Here is a 26,134-nt window from a genome sequence, read left to right on the forward strand (position 1 = left end):
GAAAGGAGATTATAAGGAAGAATGAAAATTTCTTTAGTTATGGCCACTGTTGGGCGAGTAAGTATTGTTGGTGAACTTTTAGAGAGTTTGAAAAAACAGACATATCAAAATTTCGAATTGATTGTAGTGGATCAAAATATAGATGAAAGATTATCTGAAATAATTTGTGAATACGGAGAGTGTATGATAATAAAGCATGTAAAATCTAATCCAGGACTCTCTAAAGCTAGAAATGTTGGATTAAGGCATGTGAGTGGTGATATAATAGCTTTCCCAGATGATGATTGTTCATATGATATTGATACCTTAGAAAAGGTTGTTTCATATTTTGAAAAAAATCGTAATTATGATTTTCTAAGTGGGATATGCTTGGACGAATTTGACAATATAATAATTAACAAGTTTGAATATGGTGAATTTAAATTGAATAAAATAAATGCGCTGACGCATGTAACCTCTGCGACTTTATTTGTTAAGAAGAAGGTGTTAGAGGAAGTTTCAACTTTTGATGAAGCTTTAGGAGCTGGGGCCGGTACAATATATGGTGCAGGTGAAGATACAGATTTTGCCTTAAGGAGTATGGCAGAAGGATTCATGGGAGTATATACATCAGAAATTATTGTAAGACACCCAAATCCAATTCTGGCTTATGATTCCAATTCTTATCGTAGGGCTGAATTGTATAGTGCAGGATATACAAAATTATTAAAAAAACACCGTTATTCTTTAAAACTGAAAATAAAAGCTATAGTAAGACCATTAGGAGGCTGTTTGGTTCATTTAGCCAAACCTAAAAAGAGTATATATTATTTTTATACTTTAAAAGGACGTATTAAAGGTTTAATGTAGCTCTTAAATATTTGTTATAAGCAGGGGTAACTATGAAAAAAGGAATATTTAACTATCTATGTTTAATACTAAATTTAGTGCTTGTACTTATTCTCTCGTTCTATACTACAAGTGAAGCGATTTTACTGATGTTCATCGTAATATTTTTTGTGCAATTAATTATAGATATTTTACAAGTAAAAAAAAGATTGGTTTCTATTTTATTTGTTTTTATTATGTTATATTCAGTATCAGCATTTATAGCAATGAGGTTAGGATATATCTATTTTTACATGGATCCGGAGATTATAGTTGAGGTTACAGGTAAAAGTTTAGCTAGTATAATACTTGCCTATATATTTATTACTATTAGTAGCTTCTTTTTCTCTTTTCCCTCAGTAGAATCTATAAAAAAGAGAATAAGGGATTATGTATTGGGAATTGAGAAAATTTCTATTAATATATGCATTTTAATTTTATGTATTATTGCAGGGTATTTTTGGAGTAAGATTATTTTTCAAATAGGGATAAACGCTTTGCTATCTAATCCGAGAATATATGCAACGGTTTTATTTGAACATATAAATTTTTATCATCAAATTATATTAATTCCAATATCAATTATACTGGCAATACGGATGGATTATGATAAAGATAGCTTTATGAGAAACTTAACTGTTAAGTTAAGTCTTGCTCTTGCATGGTCACCGTTAGTATTAGTTGGAGCTAGAAAAGAATTATTTATTTTTGTTATGGGATATTTTATTTTTGGTGGAATGAAAAAGTTGCTAAAATATATGGGGCTAATACTGATCGCAATATTAATGTTATTTTTACCATTAATTAGAGAAGGATGGTCTGGATTTAATAACATTATAATGAGTTTTCACGAATTTATTATGCCCCAATATGCAAGTTTTATTTATCAACAGTTAGACGATGTCTCTAAGAATAGTATATTAGATGTTTCTGGTTATATGGTCGGTATAAATGCTATGATACCGGGTTTCTTAAGAATACATGAATATATTCCATTAGGAGAGAGTACGTTTACTTTAGGTATTACAAATGTTGGAATTGCAACGCATTTTATAGGAGAAGCTGTTTTGAATTTTCCGAATGGAGGATATTTGCTTTTTTCTATAATGTATACATCGATGTTACTAATAATTGTGAAGGTTAATAAAATATCACCAATGATATTCGTACTTTTTTATTCATATTTAATCGTAATTGGGCGATCTGATTTTTGGCTAACAATGTTTTTCTGTTGTTATAGTTTTATATTTATATATTTATTAACATTCAGAAAAAAGAAACAATCTCCTGAGGCGGAAGAAAGAGTGTTGTCATGACAGTATATATAAATGGAAGATTTTTTTCACAACGAGTTACTGGAGTGCAAAGGGTTGCGAGAGAAATACTAAAAGAACTTGATAAGAACCTAATAGAAACGGACGAAGAGTTTATAATATTAGTTCCTAAGGGCACTAAGGTTGATTTGTTATTTTCGAATATAAAGATACGAGAAATTGGTCTTTTTAGAGGGCATTTTTGGGAACAAATATCATTGCCATTTGTTACTTATAGAAATAAATTAATTAATTTTTGTAATACCGCACCAATATTGAAAAGGAAGCAGGTTGCCTACATTCATGATGCTGCTGTGTTCTCTAAGCCAGATGGTTATTCGAAGTTATTTGTAATTTGGTATAAAATTTTATTTAAGTTGATTATACGCTACTCCAAAGCCATTGTTACTGTTTCGGAATTTTCGAAGGAAGAGATAATTAAATATTTCCAAATACCAGGACATAAAATTAATGTCACTCACATCGCAGCTAATAATTTTCAAGAAATTAATGCAGATACTAATGTTTTGAATAAATTTGGATTAATGAACACTGATTATGTATTAGCTGTTAGTAGTCTACATCCTAATAAAAATTTTAATTTAATTATTGAGGCAATTAAGGATATGGATATTCCAATAGATATAGTAATTGCTGGGGGAGCTAATAATAAAATTTTTAGTGGGCACGAAATTGAAGCGCTCTCTCATGTGAAATCAGTTGGTTATGTTTCAGATGAAGAATTGAAAGCTTTATATGAAAACGCTGAAGCATTTGTTTTCCCATCTTTATATGAGGGATTTGGATTACCACCATTGGAAGCGATGACTGTAGGATGTCCTGTTTTGGCATCGAAAGCCGCTTCTATTCCAGAGATATGTGGAGAAGCGGCACTTTATTTTGATCCGCATAGTAAAGAAGAGTTGCTAAAGCTGATAAGTATGGTATACAGAAATAAGGATTTAGTTTTAGAACTAAAACAGAAAGGTATTAAACAAAGCAAAAGGTACCATTGGACATTCACTGCAAAACAAGTTTTAGAAATTATAAAAAAGGTTTAATATAATGAAGCAAGGGTGTTTAAGATGAAAATAGCAATAGTACACGATTGGTTAGTAACATATGCTGGTGCTGAAAAAGTATTAGAGCAAATGCTTGAGGTATTCCCAGAAGCAGATTTATTTAGTTTAGTTGATTTTTTAGATGACAAAGATAGAGGCTTTATTAAGAATAAAAAAGTTAGTACAACGTTTGTTCAGAAGTTACCTTTTGCGAAGAAAAAGTATCGGAATTACCTTCCTTTAATGCCTTTGGCTATTGAACAGTTAGATTTATCAAAGTATGATGTTATCCTGTCGAGTTCTCATGCTGTAGCAAAAGGAGTTTTAACAGGGCCAGATCAGTTGCATATCTCTTATGTACACTCACCTATTCGTTATGCATGGGATTTGCAACATCAGTATTTAAAAGAGGCAAATCTAGAAAAAGGTCTTAAGGGGCTTTTAACAAAATCCATTCTACATAAAATAAGGAATTGGGATTATCGTACTGCAAACGGTGTAGATTATTTCATTGGTAATTCTAAGTTTATTGGACGTAGGATATGGAAAGTGTATAGAAGGGAATCAGAAGTTATTTACCCACCTGTCGATATCTCCGCATTTACACTACATGAACAAAAAGAGGATTTTTATATGACTGCATCGCGTATGGTACCATATAAGAAAATTGATTTAATTGTTGAAGCATTTGCACATATGCCAGACAAAAAGTTGATTGTAATTGGTGATGGACCAGATTTTGATAAGATAAAGGCAAAAGCTAAAAGTAATGTTCAGCTTCTAGGTTACCAATCGTTTGAAGTATTAAAAAGCCATATGCAACGTGCAAAGGCGTTTGTCTTTGCTGCAGAAGAGGATTTTGGTATTACACCAGTGGAGGCACAGGCCTGTGGTACACCTGTTATTACATATGGCAAGGGTGGGGCTACAGAAACTGTTCTAGATTTAAATAATGAGAAGCCAACTGGTCTATTCTTTAAAGAGCAGGCTGTTGAAAGTATTGTTGAGAAGATTAATGAATTTGAACAAAGCTATGATAAGTTTACTCCATCTAATTGTAGGGAAAATGCTATTAGATTTTCTCCAGAGAGATTTAGAGAAGAGATTAGAAGTATTGTAGAGGAAAAATATAAAGAAAAATTTCTAGGGTGAGGAGATAATATCTTCACCTTTTTTATTTTTGGTAAGGAAGTGTACATATGAAATTAATACTATTATCTGGTGGTTCTGGGAAACGTTTATGGCCATTATCAAATGATTCGCGTTCTAAGCAATTTTTAAAAGTACTTAAAAATGAGAATGATGTAATGCAATCTATGGTTCAAAGAGTATGGGGACAATTAACTAGCTTGGGGATTGAAAAAGATGCAGTTATTGCTACAAGTAAATCTCAAGTAGATATGATTAATAGTCAACTAGGAAATAATGTACCTATTATTATTGAACCAGAGCGCCGTGATACATTCCCGGCAATTGCTCTTGCTGCTTCATATCTATACTCTAAAGAGCATGTTGATTTGAATGAAGTTGTGGGTGTATTACCTGTAGATCCATACGTAGAAAATAGTTTCTTTGAAAGGTTACTGGATTTGGAAAAGGTATTAAATTCTTCAAATGCAGACTTAGGTTTAATGGGGGTTACACCTACATATCCATCTGAAAAATACGGTTATATTGTTCCAAACATAGGGACAAGCACACAGGAACTTATTCAAGTAAGTCATTTTAAAGAAAAGCCAGCTACTGCTGAAGCGGAAGAGTTACTTAAACAAAATGCACTTTGGAACAGTGGTGTATTTGCATTTAAATTAGATAAAATTATTTCCCTATTAGATCAAAAAGGACTTCCTGTTCAGTATGATGTACTAGTACAACAATATGCAAGTTTACCAAAAATAAGTTTTGACTATGAGGTAGTCGAAAAAACGAAAAATATTATTGCATTACCTTATGACGGATCATGGAAAGACCTTGGGACTTGGAATACCCTTACGGAAGAAATGGGAACAAACATCCTTGGAAAAGGAAATATGGGGGCTGAGTGTGAGAAAAATCATATTATTAATGAACTAGATATCCCAGTTTCTGTATTAGGTCTTTCTAATATAATTGTAGCTGCAAGCCCAGATGGTATTTTAGTTTCAGAAAAAGAAGCAAGCCCTCGGGTAAAAGAATTAGTGGGTGATTGGGATCAAAGGCCAATGTATGAAGAGCGCCGTTGGGGTTGGTATCGTGTGCTAGATTATACTAAATATGATGATGGGAACGAAGTATTAACCAAGCGTATAGGTATTACAGCTAGCAAAAATTTAAGCTATCAATATCATAATAATAGAAACGAAGTTTGGACAATTGTAAAGGGTGAAGGTATTTTTGTATTAGATGATGAAATACAAGTTGTTCGTTCTGGGGATGTATTAGAAATCCAGCCAGGGCAAAAACATGCAATTAAGGCTGTTACAGATTTAGAATTTATTGAGGTACAATCAGGTAGCGAATTAATTGAAGAAGATATCGTTCGAATTTATATGCAATGGAATGAAATAGAGGAAATTTGTTATTTAAAAAAGTAAAGATTAGTAGTAAGTGTAACTAGAGGTGGAGTTATTTTGTATAAAGAACCATTATTTTTTCAACCAGTGTTACAGGAGCGTATTTGGGGAGGAGAATCTTTAAAAGGATTTAATTATGATTTACCTTCACAAACTACCGGTGAATGCTGGGGAATTTCTGCCCATTTAAATGGGCCAAGTATTGTAAAGAGCGGTAAATATAAAGGATTAACATTAAAAGAACTGTGGGATAAGCATAGAGAATTATTTGGTAACTATCAAACTGAGAAGTTTCCTTTATTAACCAAAATTTTAGATGCAAAAAAAGATTTATCTGTACAAGTGCATCCAAACGATGAGTTTGCGAATATTCATGAAAATGGTGAGCTAGGGAAGACAGAATGTTGGTATATTATTGATTGTAAAGAAAATGCTGAAATGGTGTATGGGCATACGGCTCAAACTAAAGAAGAATTTAAGGTCATGGTTGAAAATAGCGAGTGGAATCGTTTACTGCGTCGGATACCAATTAAGCCTGGTGACTTTTTCTATGTACCAAGTGGAACTATCCATGCGTTATGTGAAGGAACGTTAGTGTTGGAAACACAGCAAAGTTCAGATACGACATATCGTGTGTATGATTATGATCGTGTTGATGGTAATGGAAATAAGCGAGAATTACATGTTGAAAAATCAATAGCTGTATCAATGATTCCTCATGAGGATTATAAAGTTTATCCTGAAATTGAAGAAGAAAACGGTGCCATTGTTACTAAATATGTAAAAGAAAGATACTTCTCAGTTTATAAATGGGAGATCCAAACGGAAGCATCTTTTCAACAGAATCAATATTTTCAATTAATCAGCGTAATTGACGGCGAAGCAACTTTAAGAACTGTGAGTGGGGAATTTGATATTAAAAAGGGAAATCATTTTATTCTTCCTAATGGAATTGAAAGTTTTGTTATAAAAGGAAATGTGACTTTAATTGTTTCTCATCCGTAGAATAGGTTACATTAATTTTATGATCTAGCTTTATTATTTAATAGTATTGCTATAATATAATGAAGAGGTCTTAGTATTTTATTTGTAATTATAAGCAAAGAGGGTATAAGAATGAAAAAGAAAATTTTATTTTGGATTCTTGGTATACTAGGCATTATTATTATTGGTGGTGGTGCATATGCATATCACATTTATTCTAATGTTTCAAATACATTAGATGCTGTGCATAAACCATTAGATCGCAACAAATCAGAAAAGCGAACAGAGAATGTAGATGTAGCAGATAAAAAGCCAATTTCAATTTTGTTAATGGGAAGCGATCAACGAAAAGATGAGGTAGGACGATCAGATTCCCTAATGTTGTTTACTTTAAACCCAAAAAACAAATCTATGAAAATCACCAGTATTCCACGTGATTCTTATACAGAAATTGTTGGAAAAGGTAAAAAAGATAAAATTAATCATGCCTATGCATTCGGTGGTATTAATATGGCAGTGAAAACGGTTGAAAATTTCCTTGATGTACCGGTAGATCACTATATTGAAGTAAATATGGCTGGATTTAAAGATATTGTTGATGCAGTCGGTGGAGTGGATATTAATAATGATATGGACTTTACTATTGATGGAGTGCATTATGCAAAAGGTGACTTGCATTTAAATGGGGATAAAGCACTACTATATTCTAGAATGAGATATCAGGATCCACGTGGTGATTTTGGGCGTCAAATGCGCCAACGTCAAGTTATCCAAGCAGTCATTAAAAAAGGTGCTAGTGTTTCTTCTCTGGCAAGCTACGGTGATGTATTAAAAGCGATTGAGAAAAACGTTAAAACAAGTTTAACGCAAGAGCAAATGTTTGATATTCAAAAGAACTATAAGGATTGCATGCAGAACAGTGAAGAAATACAAATTCCAGGTGACGGGCATAAAGCTGCCGATGGTATTTGGTACTACTATGTTCCAGATGCAGCAAAACAGGATTTAACAAACAAATTAAGAGCACATCTTGAATTGACTAAGTAATATGTAATAAACCCAACTCCTTTGGAAGGAGTTGGGTTTATTTTTGCATAGGTTTATATTAGTATTATATATTGTGAGATTAATAGATGAGGTGAATCGATGAATAAGAAATCAGTACTTGTCCTTGTTATTTTTGTATTGTTTGTTGCTTCAATCGTGAGCGGTAAACTATATTGGAATAAAAAGATTGCGAATGCAACAGGGCAAACGAGTGAAGTAACGAAAAAAAAAGCTGAAGTGAAAGATAGCGGAGTGAAGAAAGAAGAAAAAAAACAAGGTGTAAAGGCATCTTTTAATGAGGCATATGCAAAGAATTTGCCGGATGCAGTGAAAGAAAAATTAAAGAAAGCTACTGAGGAGAAGAAGGCAGTAAATCTTGTTATTGTTGGTGATGAAGCTTCTTCTTCGGAAAAAGGTGCTTGGGCAGAAAAGTTAACTGCTAATTTAGAGGCTTCTTATGGTAAAGGTTTTTGGAATGTGACGATAAAGGAATATAAAGGTGAAAGTACAGAAGAATTAATCGCGAATAAACGCGATAAAGAGATTGCGAAAAATAATCCAGATTTAATTCTATTTGAGCCACCATTTATTACTGATAATAGCAAAACTGGTAATGGAAATTCTGTTGTAAATACACAGAAGTTTGTTCAGGCACTTTCTACTAATACAAAGGGCGCTGCAATTATGATTCAACCACCAAACCCAGTGTATGGTGCGAAGAATTATCCGAAAGCGATTGAAGCGTTAAAGCAATTTGCGACGCAAAATGGTTATACATATGTTGATCATTGGGGAGCATGGCCTGATGCAACAACAAAAGAGATTACACATTATTTAGAGGATGAGTTTGGTTTCCCAAATATGAAAGGTCATAGTGTTTGGGGTGAATATATATCAAATTATTTTATTAGTAAATAAAATGTTTATACTAAAAATTTATAGGGGAAATAATACAGTTAGGAATGGAATGATATAAATGAAGTTAACAGCCAAATTAAAAAAATCCATAAAAAATAATAAGTTTGTATATGCATTATTAAAGAAACCTTTACAATATCGGTTTAAGAAGAAAACACAATGGAAAAGGGAGGCTATTCAACAGTACGGATTAGAATGTTTGGTGCTAGTAAAAGAATCATTTCAAAAACATCAGAAGGAGTTTTGGCTAGATTATGGAACTTTATTAGGCGCAATTCGAGAGAAAGATTTTATTGGCCATGATTTAGATGCAGATGTTGGTGCCTTTAATATGCTTGAAGAAGAAAAAAGAGAATTAGAAGGTACGTTATTGAGTAAGGGGTTTACTAAATTAAGGGAATTTGTAGTTAATAATATAATAGTTGAACAAACTTATATTTATAAAGATGCGCATATAGATATATTTTATTATTATAGAGAGGGAAATGATAAGGTTTGGTGTTATTTTTTTGAAGACACTGAAGAGATGACGACTAGAATTAAAGGAGAAAAACAAATAGTAACTGGATGGATAGCTAAGACAGCAACATCTACATATTTAGGAAGTACAAATATACTATTTAAGGGTGAAGAATTCCCAATTCCATCGAATTATAGACAATATTTAATTGAAAATTATGGACCTAATTATATGGTTAAAGATGAAAATTGGGATTACGCTAATTCGGGTAGTAATATAAAAGTTGTATCTTTAAAAAATATTGAAGCAATTTATGAATAAATTTTAAGGTAGATTATAAGGGTATCTAAATGGTTAAGTTTAATATATTTGTAGTATAAAATACATTAAATATATATAAAAAGTTTCGGTATTTTAATCTGTACCCTTTGTAAAGGACATTTTGAAAAAAGTTTGGCAACATCAAGAAGATGATTTCTGTATCCAACAGGAGTCATCTTTTTTAAATTCCATTGATATCTATAATGATTATAATTATAATACGTCATATATTTCTTAATCTCTTGTTTCAATTCATTAAAGGACGCGCAAGGTTTTATATAAGCTTCATCTTTCAGATGACCAAAAACGATTCTTGTGGGGCGTTATCCCAACAGTTTCCTCTTCTTGACATGGATTGTCCAAGATTTAGCTTTTTGACTAGCTTTTGATAGGTAGGGCTTGTGTAGTGGGATCCTTGATCTGAATGAATATAAGCACCTTCAGTCAATCGAATCCGCGGATTCCTTTTTAGTTTATGGAGAGTTGTCGTTACGAGCTCTAATGTCATCTGTTCTGAAACATGGTAAGCTAAAATTTCATTAGTTGAGCCGTCTAAAATTGTAGATAAATAGGCCCTTTGATTCTTACCGTAAACTAAATAGGTGATATCTGTAAGAAGTGTTTTCCCTGGGGTATTTTTTTAAAATTCCCGATTTAATTGATTCGGTACTATTCGATGTTCTTTTATAGCTTTAAGCATTCTTTTATAAGGATTCGCTTTGCGAACCGGACAAATAATCTCGTATTTCTTCATAATTCTACGGATACGCTTTAAATTGTAGATAACTTGAAACTGACCCGCCAATGTCATCTTTATCTGAAGAGCCCCCTTCTTTCTATTTCTAAATCGAAGTGCTTTTAATATGGTTTCCTTCAAGATTTCATCTCGATCACTCTTTTGTTTCCGTTGTTCTTGAGATGAAACTGAAAAGTAATTATAGTATCCCGAACCGGATACACCAGCTACTTTACACAAATGACTGACCATAAATCAAGATGAATTTCTGACTAGGTGGTAGTGTTATTTCCTTCTCATCCTCCCTTCCATAAGTTTGATTTTTTTTAGCAATTCGTTTTCCGCCTTTAGTAAGTTTCGTTCGGCTTCTAAACGGGCATACTTTTCTTCTAACGTAAGCTCTCTCTCAAGAGTTCTTCCAGCGTTTTCGATACGTGTATCCCTTAAACCCAATACACATTTTTTCTATAAGCAGCACGCCATCTACTTCCCGATGACATAACTCGTTTCATTCCAATGATATCTATATCAAAACCACATTCTTCAAAAATATTTCGAGGTAGCTTTCCTCTTTCATTTTTCTCAATAAAAATATGCTTAAATTCCTCTGTATAAGTGATACCTTTCTGACTTACAGATTTTACGTATAGGTTATTTGATAGAATTTGAATTTCTCTTTCTGTAAATAGTTTTTTGTCATTTTCAACATTCTCCGATCCCAATTTTCCTTTTATTATACAAGAAATACCCTATAGAATAGACTTTTTTCAAGTGTCTATTCTATAGGGTACATTTTATTTTACCGAAACTTTTTTTATAGTGAGGTTCAATTTTATATTAGATTGGATTTGTATATGCTGTAATTATCGATTGAATTTAGATCTAATCTTATTTAAAAACATATGAAGAATTTCATCTTTTGTTATAAATAAAATTAATAAGTATACAGCCATATTCACGCTTACTAAAGAAATGAATAATGGAATAGGTTTGAATATATATAAGCGAATTAGGTACGAAATCGGAATGAATACTAATGAATAAAGACCATATTTCATTTTAGATAGTTCAAATAAATTGAAATTGACATTCAACTTCTTCTTTATATAGATATATTCCATTGTGAAAAGAGAAAAATTTGCGATAGTTGTTGTTACAATGGCAGATGAAGGTGAAAGAATGTTCATATTTACTAATAAAATATTTAGTAATAAATTGAAGAAACCACATATGAAAATAAGTTTCACCAACATACTTTCTCCCTTTTTTACATAAATTACTTGATTAGCTAATATTGATTCGATTCCAAGAGATATCATATAAATAGAGAAAATAGATAAAACGTTTCCGGTATTCATAAATTCTTTTCCACCATAAATATATACACCGACATCAGAAACTATATAAAGTCCTACTGAAGCGGGGAAGAGAAAACAAAGATAGAGTTTTGAAATGGTATCTAACAGTCTAATATAAGAGGTATCATCTTGAGCCCCCGATAAATGTGATAAGCGAGGGATAGTTACTTGTATGATACTGAGCATGAGCATGTGAATAATACTCATAATTTGTTGTCCCATTGCATAGTAAGATACAGCCTTGGTACTTACATACTGCCCTAACATATAACGATCTAATTGCGTATATAAGATGTTAGCATTTGAAAAGATTACAACCAAAAATAATGGTTTAATATGTTTTATAATATTTATATTTTGAAAATCAAATTGTAAACGGCGTTTAACATAGATAAAGCTAATAATATTATTAAGAAAAGTTGAGAGTACCAATAGCCAAGCATATTGATGGTAATCATCAGAGCCTTTTATTAAGATAAACAGAAAAATTACATAAAAAATACGAATAATAATAGTTTTTATGGTGATGAAATCATAATTCTCAAAAGCCTCGTTAACCCATTCTACATAAAAAATGGAACCAATGAAATTTATTCCGTAAATTAGGAGTATAGGGAAAATAATGTTGTCTCCGTATCCAATATAAGAAAAGGAAAGATATATAAGTAGTGAGCTTATACTAGTAACAAAGCTAATTGTAAATAGACTTGTAAAAAGTTTATTTACTTTTTGTTTATCATTTTTAATAAGACTCATTTCACGCATTCCATATTGATAAACCCCAAATACAGCAAAAATGAAAAAATAATTAAAGATAGATTCAGAGAATTGTACCTTTCCGATGGAAGAGGCACCTAGCGTTCTATAAACATAAGGACCTACTAAAATTGGAAGGATTAGGTTGAATAAATTCAACAATACTTTATAGATAATGTTTTTTAAAAGTGATTTTTGCATCGTTTTATTGAACCTTTCTACATAACATTTATATTCGAGTAAAATAATGAAATACAAATAAGAGTATACCTTAATTTATAAAGAAAACTAAATAAAAGGCTATAACTTAAATATTCATTTACTTATTTAAATTAAACCGTGTTCCTGTAAATCATCTATTAGTGCTTTTAATGTACTAGCAACATCTTGAAGTGAGGCAGTGGAAGAGTCCCAACTATTTCGATTTGCAATACCGGTTGGTGGATTATTCCATCCAGGTCTTCTTTCACCTAGAACCTTTTGATTGTTAATTAATACATTTGCGTCATTTGGTAATCTAATAGTGCCCGCTTGAGAAACTTGTAGTATTACTTTTTCGAAACTTTGATCTAAAAAAATTAATTGCCCAAATTCATCTATTCTTAAATGGAATCGATTTTGTGGGTTATGTGAATCAGCAATAACTAAAGCTCCATCCCCATTTAATGGATCAGTATATATCGTTTTTGCATGTCGGTCGGCAAATTCAGTTAATTTCCTGTGCTGATTTGTAAGCTCTCCATTAGTACGAATGTTGGAATAATGAAAGTTTGTTATTTTTGCATTTTCATCAAAATTAAATGCGGTTGATTCTCCACATTGCAATAAACTTACATTTATTGCGTTGTTATGATTTTTGAGAAATAACCCATATGGATTATTTAAATTAGAAATAGTAGAGTTATCGGTATTATTTAAGCAAATAGAGGTAATCCAACCTTGAGAAATGCGATGATTAGCTGTATTTTCTAGCTTGAGTGCATACTTACCACTTTCCGCATCTTCAACGTCAAAACCATCAGCACCACCACCAATTAGGTTAAGAACTATAATAGCTTTTTCTCCAATAGGTCCATGAACATATATTCCCTGTTGAGCTGTGGCACCGGATGGTCTATTAACAACAATCAAAACATTATGCCAATAATATCCACCTAAGTCTTCTGTAGTTGTTCTTGATATCTCAATACCATATTTCCCCGTAAATGCCCCTACAAAAACAATCTGTATGTCATGCCAAGTCATTTCACAACCACCATCACCATCATGATAAATACCGGCTTTAGAAGGGTTTTTATGATAGATTTTATTTAGTTCATATGTATGGGATTGCTCTGCATAAAATCCATATGCTCCATTCTCTAGAAGTATATTATTAAAATAACCTCCAGAAATTTTTCTTAAATTAAATGCAATTTGTGTAGGATGATTTTTATTCATTTGAATAAATGCGTTTCTTAAGTAAACAGGATTATGTGTTTTAAAATTAGTATCAAATAATATACCATCACCATCATGAAGGATAGTTGCGTATTTAAAGTCTATTTTTTGATGTGGATTTAAATAGATAGTTTTTGAAAAACGATAAATACCGCCTTTTGAAAAACATATTGTTTTGTTAGGATCTGTATTTTTTAACATATTTTGAAAGGCTTCTGTACAATCTTTTTCTCCAGTGGAATCTAATTCAAAGTCATCCACACATAGTTCTATTTGTTCTATTTTTTTATCCATTAAATTTAATTTTTCCATTATTGTTTCAAATTTAGATGCTAATTCATTATTTGACAAAGGAACTTCCTCCTTTAATATTTAGGTTATTGTTAATTGGTAATTTTTAAGGTATCACAAATTATTAGTTTGTGGCATGGTGAAGAACAAGTCAAGGATGTATTTTTAATTTTTTAAAGTGGCGAGAGATAAAGGTGAAAAATGTTAACAAAAACATAAAAGATAATTTTGATACTGTTTACATCGTAATTTATTGATGATAACATCAATGATATATTCAATTTTTGAATGTATTATTGATATCATGGGGGCTATTGATTTGCAAGATATATTAAGAGTACTAGAAGTCATTAATCGAGAACTGAAATTAAGTCAGAAAAAAATTGCGGAATACTGTGGGATTTCTACAGGAAAAGTAAATTACATTATTAGTGATTTAATAGAGAAAAAATATGTTTCTAGCGAGAAAGCAGGAAAGCATATAAGGTATTATTTAGAGGAAGATGGATTTCTTTTTTTGCAAAGGGAACTAGCTATTCTTCAGAAAAAGAAAATTAAAATAAATCAAAATGGTTATAAAAAAATTAAGCAAGCAGTTATTTTAGCGGCTGGGAGTCGAAAAGAATTAGAAATGCCATCAGGTTTATTATCTATAGGGGATAAAATACTGTTAAATAGGAATATAGAAATCTTATATAATCATGGGATTGAAAAAATAGTTATTATTTCTGGGTATAAAAAGGAGAGGTTTGTTCCTTGGAGTAAACATCGGGGCTTGTATTTTGTAGAGAACCAGGATTACAAATGGACAGGATCAATGGCTTCGCTTGCTTGTGCAAAAGGAATAATCAATGATGATTTTTTATTAATTGAAGATGATATTTTAATAGAAGAAAATGCAATTAGACAGGTATTAAAACATCCTGAAAGAGATTGTGTACTAATTACAAATGAGAGTGGCTCTGGGGATGAGGCCTTTGTTGAAATTCAAGAAGGACATTTATATAAAATTTCTAAAGATATCCACCAATTAAATCGTATTGATGGTGAGATGATTGGGATTTCAAAGGTTTCGTATAACGTTTTTGATAAAATGTTAGAAGTATTTGCATGTAATCAAAATCCATATGTAAATTACGAATATTTACTTTTAGATATTGCGAGAACTTATGACATTGGATATGTAAAGTTGCAAAATGTTGTATGGGCTGAGATTGATACAAAACAACAATACGAAATTGTTAAAAATACAATTTATCCTCGTTTAATGCGCAAGGAGGCAGAATTTAAAGAAAAACAAATAAAGCAATGCATTGTAGAGGGATTAGGGGTTCAGGAAGATAAAATTACAGATATTCAGCCATTTGGAGGCATGACTAATACTAATTTTAAAGTATGTGTGGATAATTCTGAATATGTACTGCGTATTCCTGGAAGTGGTACTGAAGATATGATTAACCGATATGATGAAATGGTAAATTCGAAGTTTGCAAGTGAGTTAGGAATTGATGCTGAACTACTCTATTTTAATGAGAGTACAGGTGTGAAATTAGCTAAATTTATTTCTAATGCAGAAACATTAAATCCGAAAACTGCAAAACGTAATGATAATATGGTGTTAACAGCTACAGTCTTGAGGGATTTACATAATTCAAACGCATTAATGAGTAATAGGTTTAATGTATTTGAAAAAATCGAACATTATGAACAGTTGTTAGATAGGGTAAACGGTTCTAACTTTAATGACTATGAAAAAGTTAAAAGAGAAGTCATGGAATTAAGAGGCGTTTATGAAGGAATGAAAATTAAGTTAACGCCGTGTCATAATGATACTGTTCCTGAAAATTTTGTGAAAAGTGGCGAAAATAAAATTTATTTGATTGATTGGGAATATGGTGGTCTAAATGATCCAATGTGGGATATTGCCGCTCATTGTTTAGAAAGTGGATTTTCTGTTGAAGATGAAGAGCTATTTTTAAAATATTATTTTAATGGGAAAATAGAATCTTCACATAAAAAAAGAATATTAATGAATAAAATTTTCCAAGATTTTTTATGGAGCATTTGGACGAAAATTAAAGAAGCTACTGGGAGCGATTTTGGTACATATGGGATGGATCGTTATCATAGAGCTAAAGAAAATATGCAATTATTTATAGAGTATTATGGAGGATATCATTATGAATCTAAAGCAAAGTAAAGGTATCCTATATGGTGCTTTTTCAGGTTTTGCTTGGGCTGTAGATACTATATTAATTGGAATTGTTTTGTCTTCAGCAATTATGATGGAAACAAAACAAGTTATATTTCTTGCGCCTCTAGTTAGCACTTTTTTGCATGATTTTATGTCTGCAATGTGGATGATGATTTATATGGCTATGAAAGGAAAGTTAACGACTGTACTTTCAAAATTAAAAACAAGAAGTGGGCTCTTTGTAGTTTTTGGTGCGCTTTTAGGTGGGCCGTTAGGTATGACCTTTTATGTATTAGCTGTAAAATACATTGGTGCATCATATACAGCTGCTATTTCGGCAATATATCCTGCAGTAGGAGCTTTTTTTGCATTTATGTTTCTTAAAGAGCGGTTACGTTCTTGGAATTGGTTAGGGCTTATAGTCAGTATGGCGGGTATTACCATATTAGGTTTTGCAGGAGTAAGTAATTCTACAGAAAGTTACATTTTAGGCTTTGTATTTGCTTTAATTTGTGTTTTGGGATGGGGATTGGAGTGTGTGATTTGTGCATACGGTATGAAGGACAATGAAGTTTCCCCGGAAGAGGCTTTACAAATTCGTCAACTTGTTTCGTCTATTACGTATGGGTTAGTAATTTTACCTTCTTTAGGTGGACATTTTTTAACAAGAGAAGTTGTTTTTAGTAGTGACTTTATTTTAATCATTTTTATTGCATTAGTGGGAACAGCTTCATATGTTTTTTACTATAAAGCAATTCGTGAATTAGGACCAACTAAAGCGATGGCATTAAATATTACATATTCAGCTTGGTCAATTTTAATTTCTGTATTTATACTAGGTGCCTCCCTTTCAGGTGGATTAATAATTAGTTGTTTATTTATTATTATGGGGGCTGTTTTAACAGTTTCAGATTCACAAGGGTTTAGAAAGAAAAAATATAGAGGTGAAGCAGCATGAGAGCGATTTTATTAGCAGCAGGTATGGGGACAAGATTACGTCCATTAACTTTAACAAAACCTAAATCTTTAGTTGAAGTACAGGGGAAGCCAATGTTAGAACGTCAAATTGAATTTTTACAGGAAAAAGGTATAGAAGAAATTATTGTTGTTACTGGATATCTATCAGGAAAATTTAATTATCTTACTGATAAATATAAAAATATTAAACTTGTATATAATGACAAATATAATGTATACAATAATATTTATACTATGTATTTAGTGAGAGAATATTTATCAAATGCATATGTTGTTGATGCAGATGTATATTTACATCGTAATATTTTTATTGAACAACCTAATTCATCTTTATATTTTAGTGCGAAAAAAGAACATTTTTGTAATGAGTGGATTATTAAATATGGTGTGAATAATAGAGTGTACGATATTGAAGTCGGTAATGGTCATAATGATTATATTTTATGTGGTATTTCATATTGGTCTAAAAATGATGCGGCTTATATAGTGAAAGAGCTTGAAAAGGTAGTTGCTCAAGAAAACTTTGGTGAATTATATTGGGATAATATCGTGAAGGATAATATTACGAAACTTGATGTTCATTTATATGAAATCAATAGTAATGATAGTTTTGAAATTGATTCGCTTGAAGATTTAAAAATAGTTGAGGAAAAACTTTCTATAATAGAGGTTTAAATATTAAGTTTTTTTGGGAGGACTATAATTATGGAAATACTTGTAACAGGTGGAGCAGGATATATTGGTAGTCATACATGTGTAGAATTACTAAATAGCGGTTACGAAGTTATAGTAGTGGATAATCTTTCGAATAGCTCGGTAGAATCTATAAATCGAGTGAAAGAAATAACAGGAAAACAATTTAAGTTTTATAAAGAAGATGTTTTAAATCGCAAAGCGCTTGACGCAATTTTTGAAGAAAATGCAATTGAAGCAGTTATTCACTTTGCAGGATTTAAAGCTGTAGGGGAGTCAGTAGCGATTCCATTAACATATTATCATAATAACATTACAAGCACGTTAGTGCTATGTGAAGTAATGCAGAAACATAATGTAAAGAAGATAATCTTTAGTTCATCTGCAACTGTATATGGTATCCCGGAAACGTCACCGATTACGGAGGAGTTTCCATTAAGTGCAACAAATCCATATGGTCAAACGAAATTAATGATTGAGCAAATTATGCGTGATGTAGCATTTGCAGACGCAGAATGGAGTATCGCATTACTTCGCTATTTCAATCCATTTGGTGCACACGAAAGTGGGCGTATCGGAGAAGATCCAAATGGAATCCCAAATAACTTAATGCCATATGTAACGCAAGTAGCGGTAGGTAAGTTAAAAGAATTAAGCGTATTCGGAAATGACTATCCAACGAAAGATGGAACAGGAGTCCGTGATTACATCCATGTTGTGGACTTAGCAAATGGTCACGTAAAGGCGCTTGAGAAAGTACTGAGTACAACAGGAGTAGATGCTTATAACCTGGGCACAGGCATGGGCTATAGTGTACTAGAGATGGTTGAAGCGTTTGAAAAAGTTTCGGGCAAGAAAGTTCCTTATAAAATTACAGAGCGTCGCCCAGGTGATGTGGCAGTATGTTTTGCTGATGCATCGAAAGCAAAGCGTGAATTAGGCTGGGAGGCAACACGCGGATTAGAAGAAATGTGTGCTGACTCTTGGAAATGGCAATCAAATAATAAAAATGGCTATATTAAATAACGTCTTTAAGTTTTCAGTGTACATACTTTAGACGTTTAAAGCATATGTCCATAATCTCATGTACTATAAATTAAATATTCATAAGCTTGAAAATGCAGTTATGAGGAAAGTAGGAAAACAATGAATTCAATTCTAATCTGCGGGCTATATCGGCTCTCACGCTGTAAAAAAATCAATAGATGAAGGTTTATCTGTAGTAGTAGATAACTTACAAACTGGTCATGAAGATGCAATTACGGAAGGTGCGAAGTTTTATAATGGTAATCTTCGTGATAATTCATTTTTAAGAGATGTTTTTAAATAAGAAAATATTGAGGCGGTAATGCACTTTGCAGCTGATTCTTTAGTTGGAGTTAGTATGGAGAAGCCCCTTCAGTATTATAATAATGTGTATGGTGCTTTTTGCTTGTTAGAAGTAATGGATGAGTTTAAAGTAGATAAGTTTATTTTCTCTTCTCTTCTACTGCAGCAACGTATGGTGATGTAGATGTGGACCTTATTACTGAGGAAACGATGACAAATCCGACGAATACATACGGAGAGACGAAGCTAGCAATCGAGAAGATGCTTAATTGGTATAGCCAAGCCTCTAATTTACGCTATAAGATTTTCAGATACTTTAACGTAGCTGGTGCAATTTCAAATGGTATTATTGGTGAAGATCACCGCCCAGAGACACATTTGATCCCTCTTGTGCTGCAAGTGGCGCTAGGTCAACGTGAGAAGAGTATGATGTTTGGTGATGACTATAATACACCAGAAGGTACTTGTATCCGTGATTATATTCATGTTGAGGATTTAGTAGCCGCTCACTTCTTAGGGCTTAAAGATTTGCAGAACGGCGGAAAGAGCGATTTCTATAACTTAGGAAATGGTAATGGATTCAGTGTAAAAGAAATCGTTGATGCAGTTCGTGAAGTTACAAATCATGAGGTTCCAGCTGAAGTAGCACCGCGCCTTGCAGGAGACCCAGCGTGTTTAGTTGCTTCTTCTCATAAAGCGAAAGAGAAGTTAGGGTGGGATCCTAAGTATGTAAATGTAAAAATTATTGAACATGCTTGGAATTGGCATCAGAAGAAACCCCATGGGTATGAGAAATAAGGATTTAAAATTAAAATATAAGGAATTAACTTGCTAGTTTAAAAGGTATGTGTTCTATGGCATACCTTTTAAATTTGAAATTGGAGGATAATAGAATGAATTGGAAAAAAGAATTTGATCGCTGGCTTTCTTACGCACAATTAGATGCAGAATTAAAAGAACAGCTAGAAAATATGAAGCAAGATGAGAAGAAAATCGAGGATAGCTTTTATAAAAATCTAGAGTTTGGCACAGGTGGTATGCGTGGTGAACTTGGTGCTGGTACGAACCGTTTAAATGTATATACAGTTCGTAAAGCAACAAAAGGATTAGCAAGCTTTATCGAAAAGTTAGGTGAGGAAGCGAAAAAACGCGGTGTTGTTGTAGCCTATGATTCTCGTCATAAATCACCTGAGTTTGCAATGGAAGTTGCTGCTACACTTGGTGCATGTGGTATCACAACATATGTGTTTGAAAGCTTACGTCCAACGCCAGTACTTTCTTTCGCAGTTCGTCATTTACATACAGTAAGTGGAATCGTTCTTACGGCAAGCCATAATCCGCCTGAATATAACGGATACAAAGTATACGGTGAAGATGGTGGACAGTTACCTCCAAAAGAGGCAGATGAGTTAATTAGCTACGTAAATGCAGTAGAAGATGAATTAACAGTTGAAGTCGCTGATGTAGAGCAATTAAAAGCTGACGGTTTATTACATATTATTGGACAAGAAGTAGATGATGCATATGCTGCAGAATTGAACAATGTCATCATTAATAAAGAAATGGTACAAAAGGTTGGTAAAGACTTAAAAATCGTCTTTACACCATTACACGGAACATCAAATATTTCTGTACGCCGTGGTTTAAAAGAAGTTGGATTTACAGATGTAACAGTTGTAAAAGAGCAAGAGTTACCAGATCCAAACTTCTCTACAGTAAAATCACCGAACCCAGAAGAGCACGCAGCGTTTGAGTATGCCATTCGTGACGGTGAAAAGGTAGGCGCAGATGTATTAATCGCAACTGATCCTGACGCAGATCGTCTAGGTGTAGCAGTGCGTAATCATAATGGTGAGTTCCAAGTATTAACAGGAAATCAAACAGGTGCATTAATGCTTGATTACTTACTATCTCAAAAGAAAGAAAACGGAACGCTTCCGGAGAACGGTGTCGTATTAAAAACAATCGTAACGTCTGAAATTGGTCGTACAATTGCAAAAGCATACGGTTTAGATACAGTTGATACGTTAACTGGATTTAAATTTATCGGTGAGAAAATTAGACAGTATGAAGAAAGCGGACAATATGAATTCCAATTCGGTTATGAGGAAAGCTATGGTTATTTAATCCGCCCATTCTGCCGTGATAAAGATGCAGTACAATCTGTCCTATTTGCATGTGAAGTAGCTGCATACTACAAATCACAAGGGAAAACGTTATATGACGGTCTATTAGAAGTATTTGAGAAATACGGCTTCTTCCGTGAAGACCTTGTATCGTTAACGTTAAAAGGAAAAGATGGAGCGGAAAAAATCCAAGAGATGATGGCAACGTTCCGTGAGAATCCTCCGAAAGAAGTGGCGGGCTTAACAGTCGTAGCAGTTGAAGACTATAAAGCGAGCGTTGTTACATCTTTGCAAGATGGACATAAAGAAGAGATTCACTTACCGAAATCAAATGTGTTAAAATATCAATTAGAGGATGGTTCATGGTTCTGCCTACGTCCATCTGGAACTGAGCCGAAGATTAAGTTTTACTTTGGTGTAAAAGATAGTTCTTTACAAAATAGTGAACAAAAGTTACTTACTATTAAAGAAGACATTATGAATCGTTTATAATAAATTTTAGAAGAGTTCGGTTGAATATCGAACTCTTTTTTTATGAACAAATTCCAAACTATAAAATCCACTGATTCACTAATCTACCAATATGCTATGATAAATACACTAAGTTAGTAATATATCGTTTGTAAAGGATAAAAGAAACAGGTGAAATAGATGAATAAAAGACAACAGGAAATTTTACAAGTTTTATTATCTGAGTCTAATGAGTATTTGTTAGTGCAGGAGCTTGCTGATAGGATAGGTTGTTCGGAGAAGACGATTCGTAATGATTTTAAGGTGATTGAGGAATATTTAGAGAAGTATTCAGATGCACTTCTTATTCGGAAACCAGGTTTAGGTGTCTGTTTAGAAATTAAGGATTATGATAGAGCGAGTTTGTTTAATAAATTGTATGCTGTAAAACAGAATGTAAGCTATGCATCAGACGAGGAGAGAGTGTTGCAAATAGCGTATAGTTTGTTGATGAATGTTAAGCCAGTTACGGTGCAGGAGCTTGCTGAGCATTATTTTGTTAATAGAGCTGCAGTTAAGAAAGATTTAGATAGAATTGAAAAGTGGCTTGAGGAACTGGGATTAGAGTTAATTTTAAAGCAGAGGGTAGGCTTAACGGTAGAAGGCGATGAGAGAAATAAGAGAAAAGCATTAGCTAAACTATCAGATTTAATTCATAATCAGGAGTTAATGAATCAATTTATTAAAAAGCAGTTTTTGTATCATGAAATTGAATTTGTAATGACTGAATTGAAAGCGTTACAAAAAAGATACGCTATATTTTTTACAGATGATACGTTAGAAAATCTTTTATTACATACGTTAATTATGGTGCGGAGGATGAAGCTAAAGCAACCAATTTCAATGTCTACAGATGATTTGAACATTGTGCGAGAGACGAAAGAGTATGGGTGGACATTAGATTTTTTAACAAGGTTAGAGTTTGTATTTACTGTTCATTTTACTGAAGAAGAGATAGCGTATTTAGCCATTCATATTTTAGGTGGAAAAATCCGCTATCAAGATGAATGGGAAAGAAATAAGTTAAATATGAGTAGTCCTGTGCTTTCACAAGTTGTATCGCATTTAATAGATCGTATGTCTAAGTTGAATGAAATCGATTTCGATAAGGATACATTTTTAGTAGAGGGACTACAGATGCACTTGTATACGACATTAAATCGTTTGCAATATAATCTTTCTGTCTCGAATCCGATGCTTCATGAAATTAAGCGCATGTATCCGTATATGTTTGATATGTTAATTCATGAGCTGGATGATATGAATCAATCATTAAGTTTACAAATCCCTGAGGAAGAGGCAGCCTATCTTACTTTGCATTTTCAGGCGGCAATGGAGCGCTTGAACGATAAAAAGGTATCAAAAAATGTAATTATTGTTTGTCATATGGGGATAGGGATGTCGCAATTATTACGGACAAAAATTGAAAGGAAATTCCGGCATGTCCATGTGATGGATTGTATCGCAAAGTCCGATTTGGAAGAATACTTAATGAAAAATAAAAAGGTAGAGCTTATTATTTCTACGATAGATCTTCCACAGTTAAAGATTCCTCATTGTGTTGTATCTCCTTTATTAGAGCGGAGGGAAGAAAGTAAGTTAGAGAATTTTATGAAGAAATTAGATGAACTACCATCTAACGAAAATAAGGACTTTGTTTTATTGAATTATACAACTCCTTTTTTAGTTTTTTTACAACAGGAAGTAGAGCATCGTTACGAATTAATTGAAAGATTAGCGAGATCTCTTTATGAAAAGGGATATGTAGAGAAAGAGTATGTTGAAAGTGCGATTGCTAGAGATAGAATGTCAGCAACGACAATTGGTGCAGGAGTCGCCATTCCGCACGGAAGTCCTAAGTTAATTAAACAATCCGCAATTGCAGTGGCTACGCTGAAGGAGCCACTAGACTGGGGAATAGAGAAAGTATCGCTTGTATTTATGTTAGCAGTTAAGAGTGATGGGAAGGAAGTTACGAAACAGTTATTTCATGAGTTGTCTTTTATAAGTGAACAACCTGTTTTTGTTCAGAAGCTTATAAAGGAAAAGAATATAATGAAGTTTTTATCTTATTTAAGATATGAATAGGTAAGGCGAGAAGCCTTACTTTTTTGTTTGCTCCGGTAAAATAATGTTTTTTCCGGAGGTTACGGTAAAAAAGAAAACTTTTATGAATCGAATATTGATATATAGTATTTGTAGGCGCTTACATAAGGGTGAGGAGGATTAAAATGAAAGTATTAGCGATTACATCGTGTCCAAATGGGATTGCCCATACGTATATGGCTGCAGAAAACTTGCAAAAAGCAGCGGATAAATTAGGGATTCAAATGAAAGTTGAAACACAAGGTGGTATAGGTGTTGAAAATGAACTTACTGAGCAAGAGATTCGTGAAGCTGATGGCATCATTATAGCTGCGGATCGAGTAGTAAATAAAGATAGATTCATAGGCAAAAAGTTATTAGTTGTAGGAGTTAAAGAGGGTATTCGTAAACCAGAGGAACTCATTCGAAAAGTAATAGATGGCAATGTTCCTGTGTATCATTCGGATGTGCAAAAAACAGGAAATGATTCGCAAGGAAAAAAACAAAACCCTATATACCGTCATTTAATGAATGGTGTATCATTCATGGTTCCTTTCATTGTTGTTGGGGGATTATTAATCGCAATTGCATTGACACTTGGCGGCGAAAAAACTCCTGGTGGTTTAGTAATACCAGAAGGATCTTTTTGGAAAACAATTGAGCAAATAGGTGGAGCTTCATTTGCATTCATGGTGCCAATTTTAGCTGGTTATATTGCGTATAGTATAGCTGATAAACCTGGACTAGTTCCTGGTATGATTGGCGGATATATCGCAGCAACGGGAAGTTTTTATGGTAGTGAGAGTGGGGCTGGCTTCCTAGGTGGAATTATCGCAGGTTTCTTAGCTGGTTATGTAGCTCTGGGAATTAAAAAGTTAAAAGTGCCAAAAGCAATTCAACCAATTATGCCAATTATTATTATTCCGGTATTTACATCACTTATTGTAGGTTTAGCGTTTGTGTTTATTATTGGTGCTCCTGTAGCGCAAGTATTTGAATCGTTAACAGCTTGGTTATCTGGTATGCAAGGTTCAAGTTCGATTCTTTTAGCCTTAATTTTAGGTGCAATGATTTCATTTGATATGGGTGGTCCAGTAAATAAGGTGGCATTCTTATTTGGTTCCGCAATGATTGGAGAAGGAAATTATGAAATTATGGGACCGATTGCAGCAGCAATTTGTATTCCGCCAATTGGGATGGGACTTGCTACATTTATAGGAAAGAGAAAGTTCCAAGAGTCGGAAAAGGAAATGGGGAAAGCCTCATTTACGATGGGCTTATTCGGTATTACAGAAGGAGCTATTCCTTTTGCAGCGCAGGATCCATTACGTGTTATTCCAAGTATTATGGCTGGTTCGATGACAGGTGCTGTTATTGCAATGATTGGTAACGTAGGGGATAGAGTAGCACATGGTGGACCAATTGTTGCGATACTAGGAGCTGTAGATAACGTGTTTATGTTCTTTATTGCTATTATTGCAGGTTCTCTTGTTACAGCGGTTATTGTGAATGTATTAAAGAAAGATATTTCAAAAGCTGAAGAAACACAGGAATTAAAAGAAATGAAAGAAGTGTCAGCAACAAAGGAAGTAGCAGAAGTTCAAGAGCAAGTAATAGAAAAGAAAGCTGAAAAAGTTGAAATTCAGAAATTAACAGATATAACGAGTCTGGAGTTAATTGATATTAATTTAGCAGGAGAGACACGTGACGATATTATTGATGAAATGATTGAGAAATTAAATGTTGTAGGTGTTTTACATTCAGATTCGGAGTTTAAGCAAGCTATTATGAGTCGAGAAGCAGAGAGTAGTACAGGGATTGGAATGAACATTGCAATTCCTCATGGAAAGTCGGATGCAGTAAAAAAACCGAGTGTTGCATTCGGGATTAAACAATCGGGGGTAGATTGGGAAAGTTTAGACGGAACGGATGCAAAATTAGTATTTATGATTGCAGTTCCGAGAGAGAGTGAAGGAAATGAGCACTTGAAGATTCTTCAAATGCTTTCACGAAAGCTTATGGATGATAGTTATAGAGAGCGGTTAATATCTGTCCAAACGAAAGAGGAAGCATATAAATTATTAGACGACATCGTATAAAATGGAGGATTTTAAT

18 protein-coding genes and 2 pseudogenes are annotated in these 26,134 nt (G+C 33.0%); 17 read left to right on the forward strand and 3 right to left on the reverse strand.

The features are described from left to right. The first annotated feature begins 21 nt into the window (after positions 1 to 21). From MKY38_RS23410 to MKY38_RS23450, 9 genes are all read left to right on the forward strand, one after another. Positions 22 to 849 (forward strand): glycosyltransferase family 2 protein, encoded by an 828-nt coding sequence (locus tag MKY38_RS23410; RefSeq protein ID WP_341049819.1) that lies wholly within the window; start codon positions 22 to 24, stop codon positions 847 to 849. 32 nt (positions 850 to 881) lie between these two features. Continuing rightward, the gene (locus MKY38_RS23415; protein WP_341049822.1) at positions 882 to 2,183 is read left to right on the forward strand and encodes a hypothetical protein; all 1,302 of its coding nucleotides are present in this window, start codon (positions 882 to 884) and stop codon (positions 2,181 to 2,183) included. Beyond that, positions 2,180 to 3,241, forward strand: a complete 1,062-nt coding sequence (locus MKY38_RS23420) for a glycosyltransferase family 4 protein (RefSeq protein ID WP_341049825.1) — start codon at positions 2,180 to 2,182, stop codon at positions 3,239 to 3,241. Before MKY38_RS23415 ends, MKY38_RS23420 begins: the two co-directional genes overlap by 4 nt. Before the next feature lie 24 nt (positions 3,242 to 3,265). Further along, on the forward strand, positions 3,266 to 4,393 hold the full coding sequence (locus MKY38_RS23425) for a glycosyltransferase family 4 protein (protein WP_341049827.1): 1,128 nt from the start codon (positions 3,266 to 3,268) through the stop codon (positions 4,391 to 4,393). A 47-nt stretch (positions 4,394 to 4,440) separates the two neighbouring features. Beyond that, positions 4,441 to 5,814 carry a sugar phosphate nucleotidyltransferase gene (locus MKY38_RS23430; RefSeq protein WP_341049829.1) on the forward strand — a complete coding sequence of 458 codons (1,374 nt, stop codon included), beginning with the start codon at positions 4,441 to 4,443 and terminating at the stop codon, positions 5,812 to 5,814. A 36-nt stretch (positions 5,815 to 5,850) separates the two neighbouring features. Beyond that, a complete protein-coding gene (manA, locus tag MKY38_RS23435; RefSeq protein WP_341049831.1) occupies positions 5,851 to 6,798 on the forward strand; it encodes a mannose-6-phosphate isomerase, class I in 948 nt (315 codons plus the stop codon). A 111-nt stretch (positions 6,799 to 6,909) separates the two neighbouring features. Next, positions 6,910 to 7,824 (forward strand): polyisoprenyl-teichoic acid--peptidoglycan teichoic acid transferase TagU, encoded by a 915-nt coding sequence (tagU, locus tag MKY38_RS23440; RefSeq protein WP_341049834.1) that lies wholly within the window; start codon positions 6,910 to 6,912, stop codon positions 7,822 to 7,824. A 99-nt stretch (positions 7,825 to 7,923) separates the two neighbouring features. Further along, on the forward strand, positions 7,924 to 8,742 hold the full coding sequence (locus tag MKY38_RS23445) for an SGNH/GDSL hydrolase family protein (RefSeq protein WP_341049836.1): 819 nt from the start codon (positions 7,924 to 7,926) through the stop codon (positions 8,740 to 8,742). 58 nt (positions 8,743 to 8,800) lie between these two features. Next, a complete protein-coding gene (locus tag MKY38_RS23450; RefSeq protein WP_341049838.1) occupies positions 8,801 to 9,523 on the forward strand; it encodes a LicD family protein in 723 nt (240 codons plus the stop codon). A gap of 134 nt (positions 9,524 to 9,657) precedes the next feature. On the opposite strand, the pseudogene MKY38_RS23455 reads toward MKY38_RS23450, so the two are convergent. The 3 genes and pseudogenes from MKY38_RS23455 to MKY38_RS23465 all read right to left on the reverse strand — a co-directional run. Then, positions 9,658 to 10,981 (reverse strand): annotated as a pseudogene (locus MKY38_RS23455) (IS3 family transposase); the annotation flags it as partial. 141 nt (positions 10,982 to 11,122) lie between these two features. After that, positions 11,123 to 12,574, reverse strand: coding sequence for an oligosaccharide flippase family protein (locus MKY38_RS23460; protein WP_341049840.1), 1,452 nt, complete (start codon positions 12,572 to 12,574; stop codon positions 11,123 to 11,125). A gap of 126 nt (positions 12,575 to 12,700) precedes the next feature. Then, positions 12,701 to 14,164 carry a hypothetical protein gene (locus MKY38_RS23465; protein WP_341049841.1) on the reverse strand — a complete coding sequence of 488 codons (1,464 nt, stop codon included), beginning with the start codon at positions 14,162 to 14,164 and terminating at the stop codon, positions 12,701 to 12,703. Between the two features lie 244 nt (positions 14,165 to 14,408). Here MKY38_RS23465 and MKY38_RS23470 point away from each other — a divergent pair, with 244 nt between their 5' ends. The 8 genes and pseudogenes from MKY38_RS23470 to MKY38_RS23505 all read left to right on the forward strand — a co-directional run bounded on the left by MKY38_RS23470 (position 14,409) and on the right by MKY38_RS23505 (position 26,118). Then, positions 14,409 to 16,304, forward strand: coding sequence for a phosphotransferase (locus MKY38_RS23470; protein ID WP_445286086.1), 1,896 nt, complete (start codon positions 14,409 to 14,411; stop codon positions 16,302 to 16,304). Beyond that, positions 16,285 to 17,256 (forward strand): DMT family transporter, encoded by a 972-nt coding sequence (locus MKY38_RS23475; RefSeq protein WP_341049843.1) that lies wholly within the window; start codon positions 16,285 to 16,287, stop codon positions 17,254 to 17,256. Before MKY38_RS23470 ends, MKY38_RS23475 begins: the two co-directional genes overlap by 20 nt. Next, entirely contained in the window at positions 17,253 to 17,951 is a 699-nt protein-coding gene (locus tag MKY38_RS23480; protein ID WP_341049845.1) for a sugar phosphate nucleotidyltransferase, read from the forward strand. Before MKY38_RS23475 ends, MKY38_RS23480 begins: the two co-directional genes overlap by 4 nt. Positions 17,952 to 17,981: 30 nt before the next feature. Beyond that, positions 17,982 to 18,995: a UDP-glucose 4-epimerase GalE gene (gene galE, locus MKY38_RS23485; protein ID WP_341049847.1), complete on the forward strand. Its 1,014-nt coding sequence runs from the start codon at positions 17,982 to 17,984 to the stop codon at positions 18,993 to 18,995. A gap of 148 nt (positions 18,996 to 19,143) precedes the next feature. After that, a pseudogene (gene galE / locus MKY38_RS23490) lies at positions 19,144 to 20,096 on the forward strand (UDP-glucose 4-epimerase GalE). A 95-nt stretch (positions 20,097 to 20,191) separates the two neighbouring features. Beyond that, positions 20,192 to 21,916: a phospho-sugar mutase gene (locus MKY38_RS23495; protein WP_341049849.1), complete on the forward strand. Its 1,725-nt coding sequence runs from the start codon at positions 20,192 to 20,194 to the stop codon at positions 21,914 to 21,916. A 159-nt stretch (positions 21,917 to 22,075) separates the two neighbouring features. Continuing rightward, positions 22,076 to 24,022 (forward strand): BglG family transcription antiterminator, encoded by a 1,947-nt coding sequence (locus MKY38_RS23500; RefSeq protein WP_341049851.1) that lies wholly within the window; start codon positions 22,076 to 22,078, stop codon positions 24,020 to 24,022. Positions 24,023 to 24,165: 143 nt separating this feature from the next. After that, complete coding sequence (locus MKY38_RS23505) at positions 24,166 to 26,118, forward strand: PTS fructose transporter subunit IIABC (protein ID WP_341049853.1); 1,953 nt, start codon at positions 24,166 to 24,168, stop codon at positions 26,116 to 26,118. Positions 26,119 to 26,134 lie beyond the last annotated feature (16 nt).

It is taken from the genome of Bacillus sp. FSL R5-0585, assembly GCF_038004545.1.
Lineage (GTDB): Bacteria > Bacillota > Bacilli > Bacillales > Bacillaceae_G > Bacillus_A > Bacillus_A cereus.

What these genes read in the sequence shown, in the direction of transcription:
- tagU (WP_341049834.1), top strand. Translation starts at nt 6,910, where the DNA reads ATGAAAAAGAAAATTTTATTTTGGATTCTTGGTATACTAGGCATTATT.
- MKY38_RS23445 (WP_341049836.1), top strand. Translation starts at nt 7,924, where the DNA reads ATGAATAAGAAATCAGTACTTGTCCTTGTTATTTTTGTATTGTTTGTT.
- MKY38_RS23470 (WP_445286086.1), top strand. Translation starts at nt 14,409, where the DNA reads ATGGGGGCTATTGATTTGCAAGATATATTAAGAGTACTAGAAGTCATT.
- MKY38_RS23430 (WP_341049829.1), top strand. Translation starts at nt 4,441, where the DNA reads ATGAAATTAATACTATTATCTGGTGGTTCTGGGAAACGTTTATGGCCA.
- MKY38_RS23420 (WP_341049825.1), top strand. Translation starts at nt 2,180, where the DNA reads ATGACAGTATATATAAATGGAAGATTTTTTTCACAACGAGTTACTGGA.
- MKY38_RS23415 (WP_341049822.1), top strand. Translation starts at nt 882, where the DNA reads ATGAAAAAAGGAATATTTAACTATCTATGTTTAATACTAAATTTAGTG.
- MKY38_RS23425 (WP_341049827.1), top strand. Translation starts at nt 3,266, where the DNA reads ATGAAAATAGCAATAGTACACGATTGGTTAGTAACATATGCTGGTGCT.
- MKY38_RS23495 (WP_341049849.1), top strand. Translation starts at nt 20,192, where the DNA reads ATGAATTGGAAAAAAGAATTTGATCGCTGGCTTTCTTACGCACAATTA.
- MKY38_RS23460 (WP_341049840.1), bottom strand. Translation starts at nt 12,574, where the DNA reads ATGCAAAAATCACTTTTAAAAAACATTATCTATAAAGTATTGTTGAAT.
- galE (WP_341049847.1), top strand. Translation starts at nt 17,982, where the DNA reads ATGGAAATACTTGTAACAGGTGGAGCAGGATATATTGGTAGTCATACA.
- MKY38_RS23475 (WP_341049843.1), top strand. Translation starts at nt 16,285, where the DNA reads ATGAATCTAAAGCAAAGTAAAGGTATCCTATATGGTGCTTTTTCAGGT.
- MKY38_RS23505 (WP_341049853.1), top strand. Translation starts at nt 24,166, where the DNA reads ATGAAAGTATTAGCGATTACATCGTGTCCAAATGGGATTGCCCATACG.
- MKY38_RS23450 (WP_341049838.1), top strand. Translation starts at nt 8,801, where the DNA reads ATGAAGTTAACAGCCAAATTAAAAAAATCCATAAAAAATAATAAGTTT.
- MKY38_RS23410 (WP_341049819.1), top strand. Translation starts at nt 22, where the DNA reads ATGAAAATTTCTTTAGTTATGGCCACTGTTGGGCGAGTAAGTATTGTT.
- MKY38_RS23500 (WP_341049851.1), top strand. Translation starts at nt 22,076, where the DNA reads ATGAATAAAAGACAACAGGAAATTTTACAAGTTTTATTATCTGAGTCT.
- MKY38_RS23480 (WP_341049845.1), top strand. Translation starts at nt 17,253, where the DNA reads ATGAGAGCGATTTTATTAGCAGCAGGTATGGGGACAAGATTACGTCCA.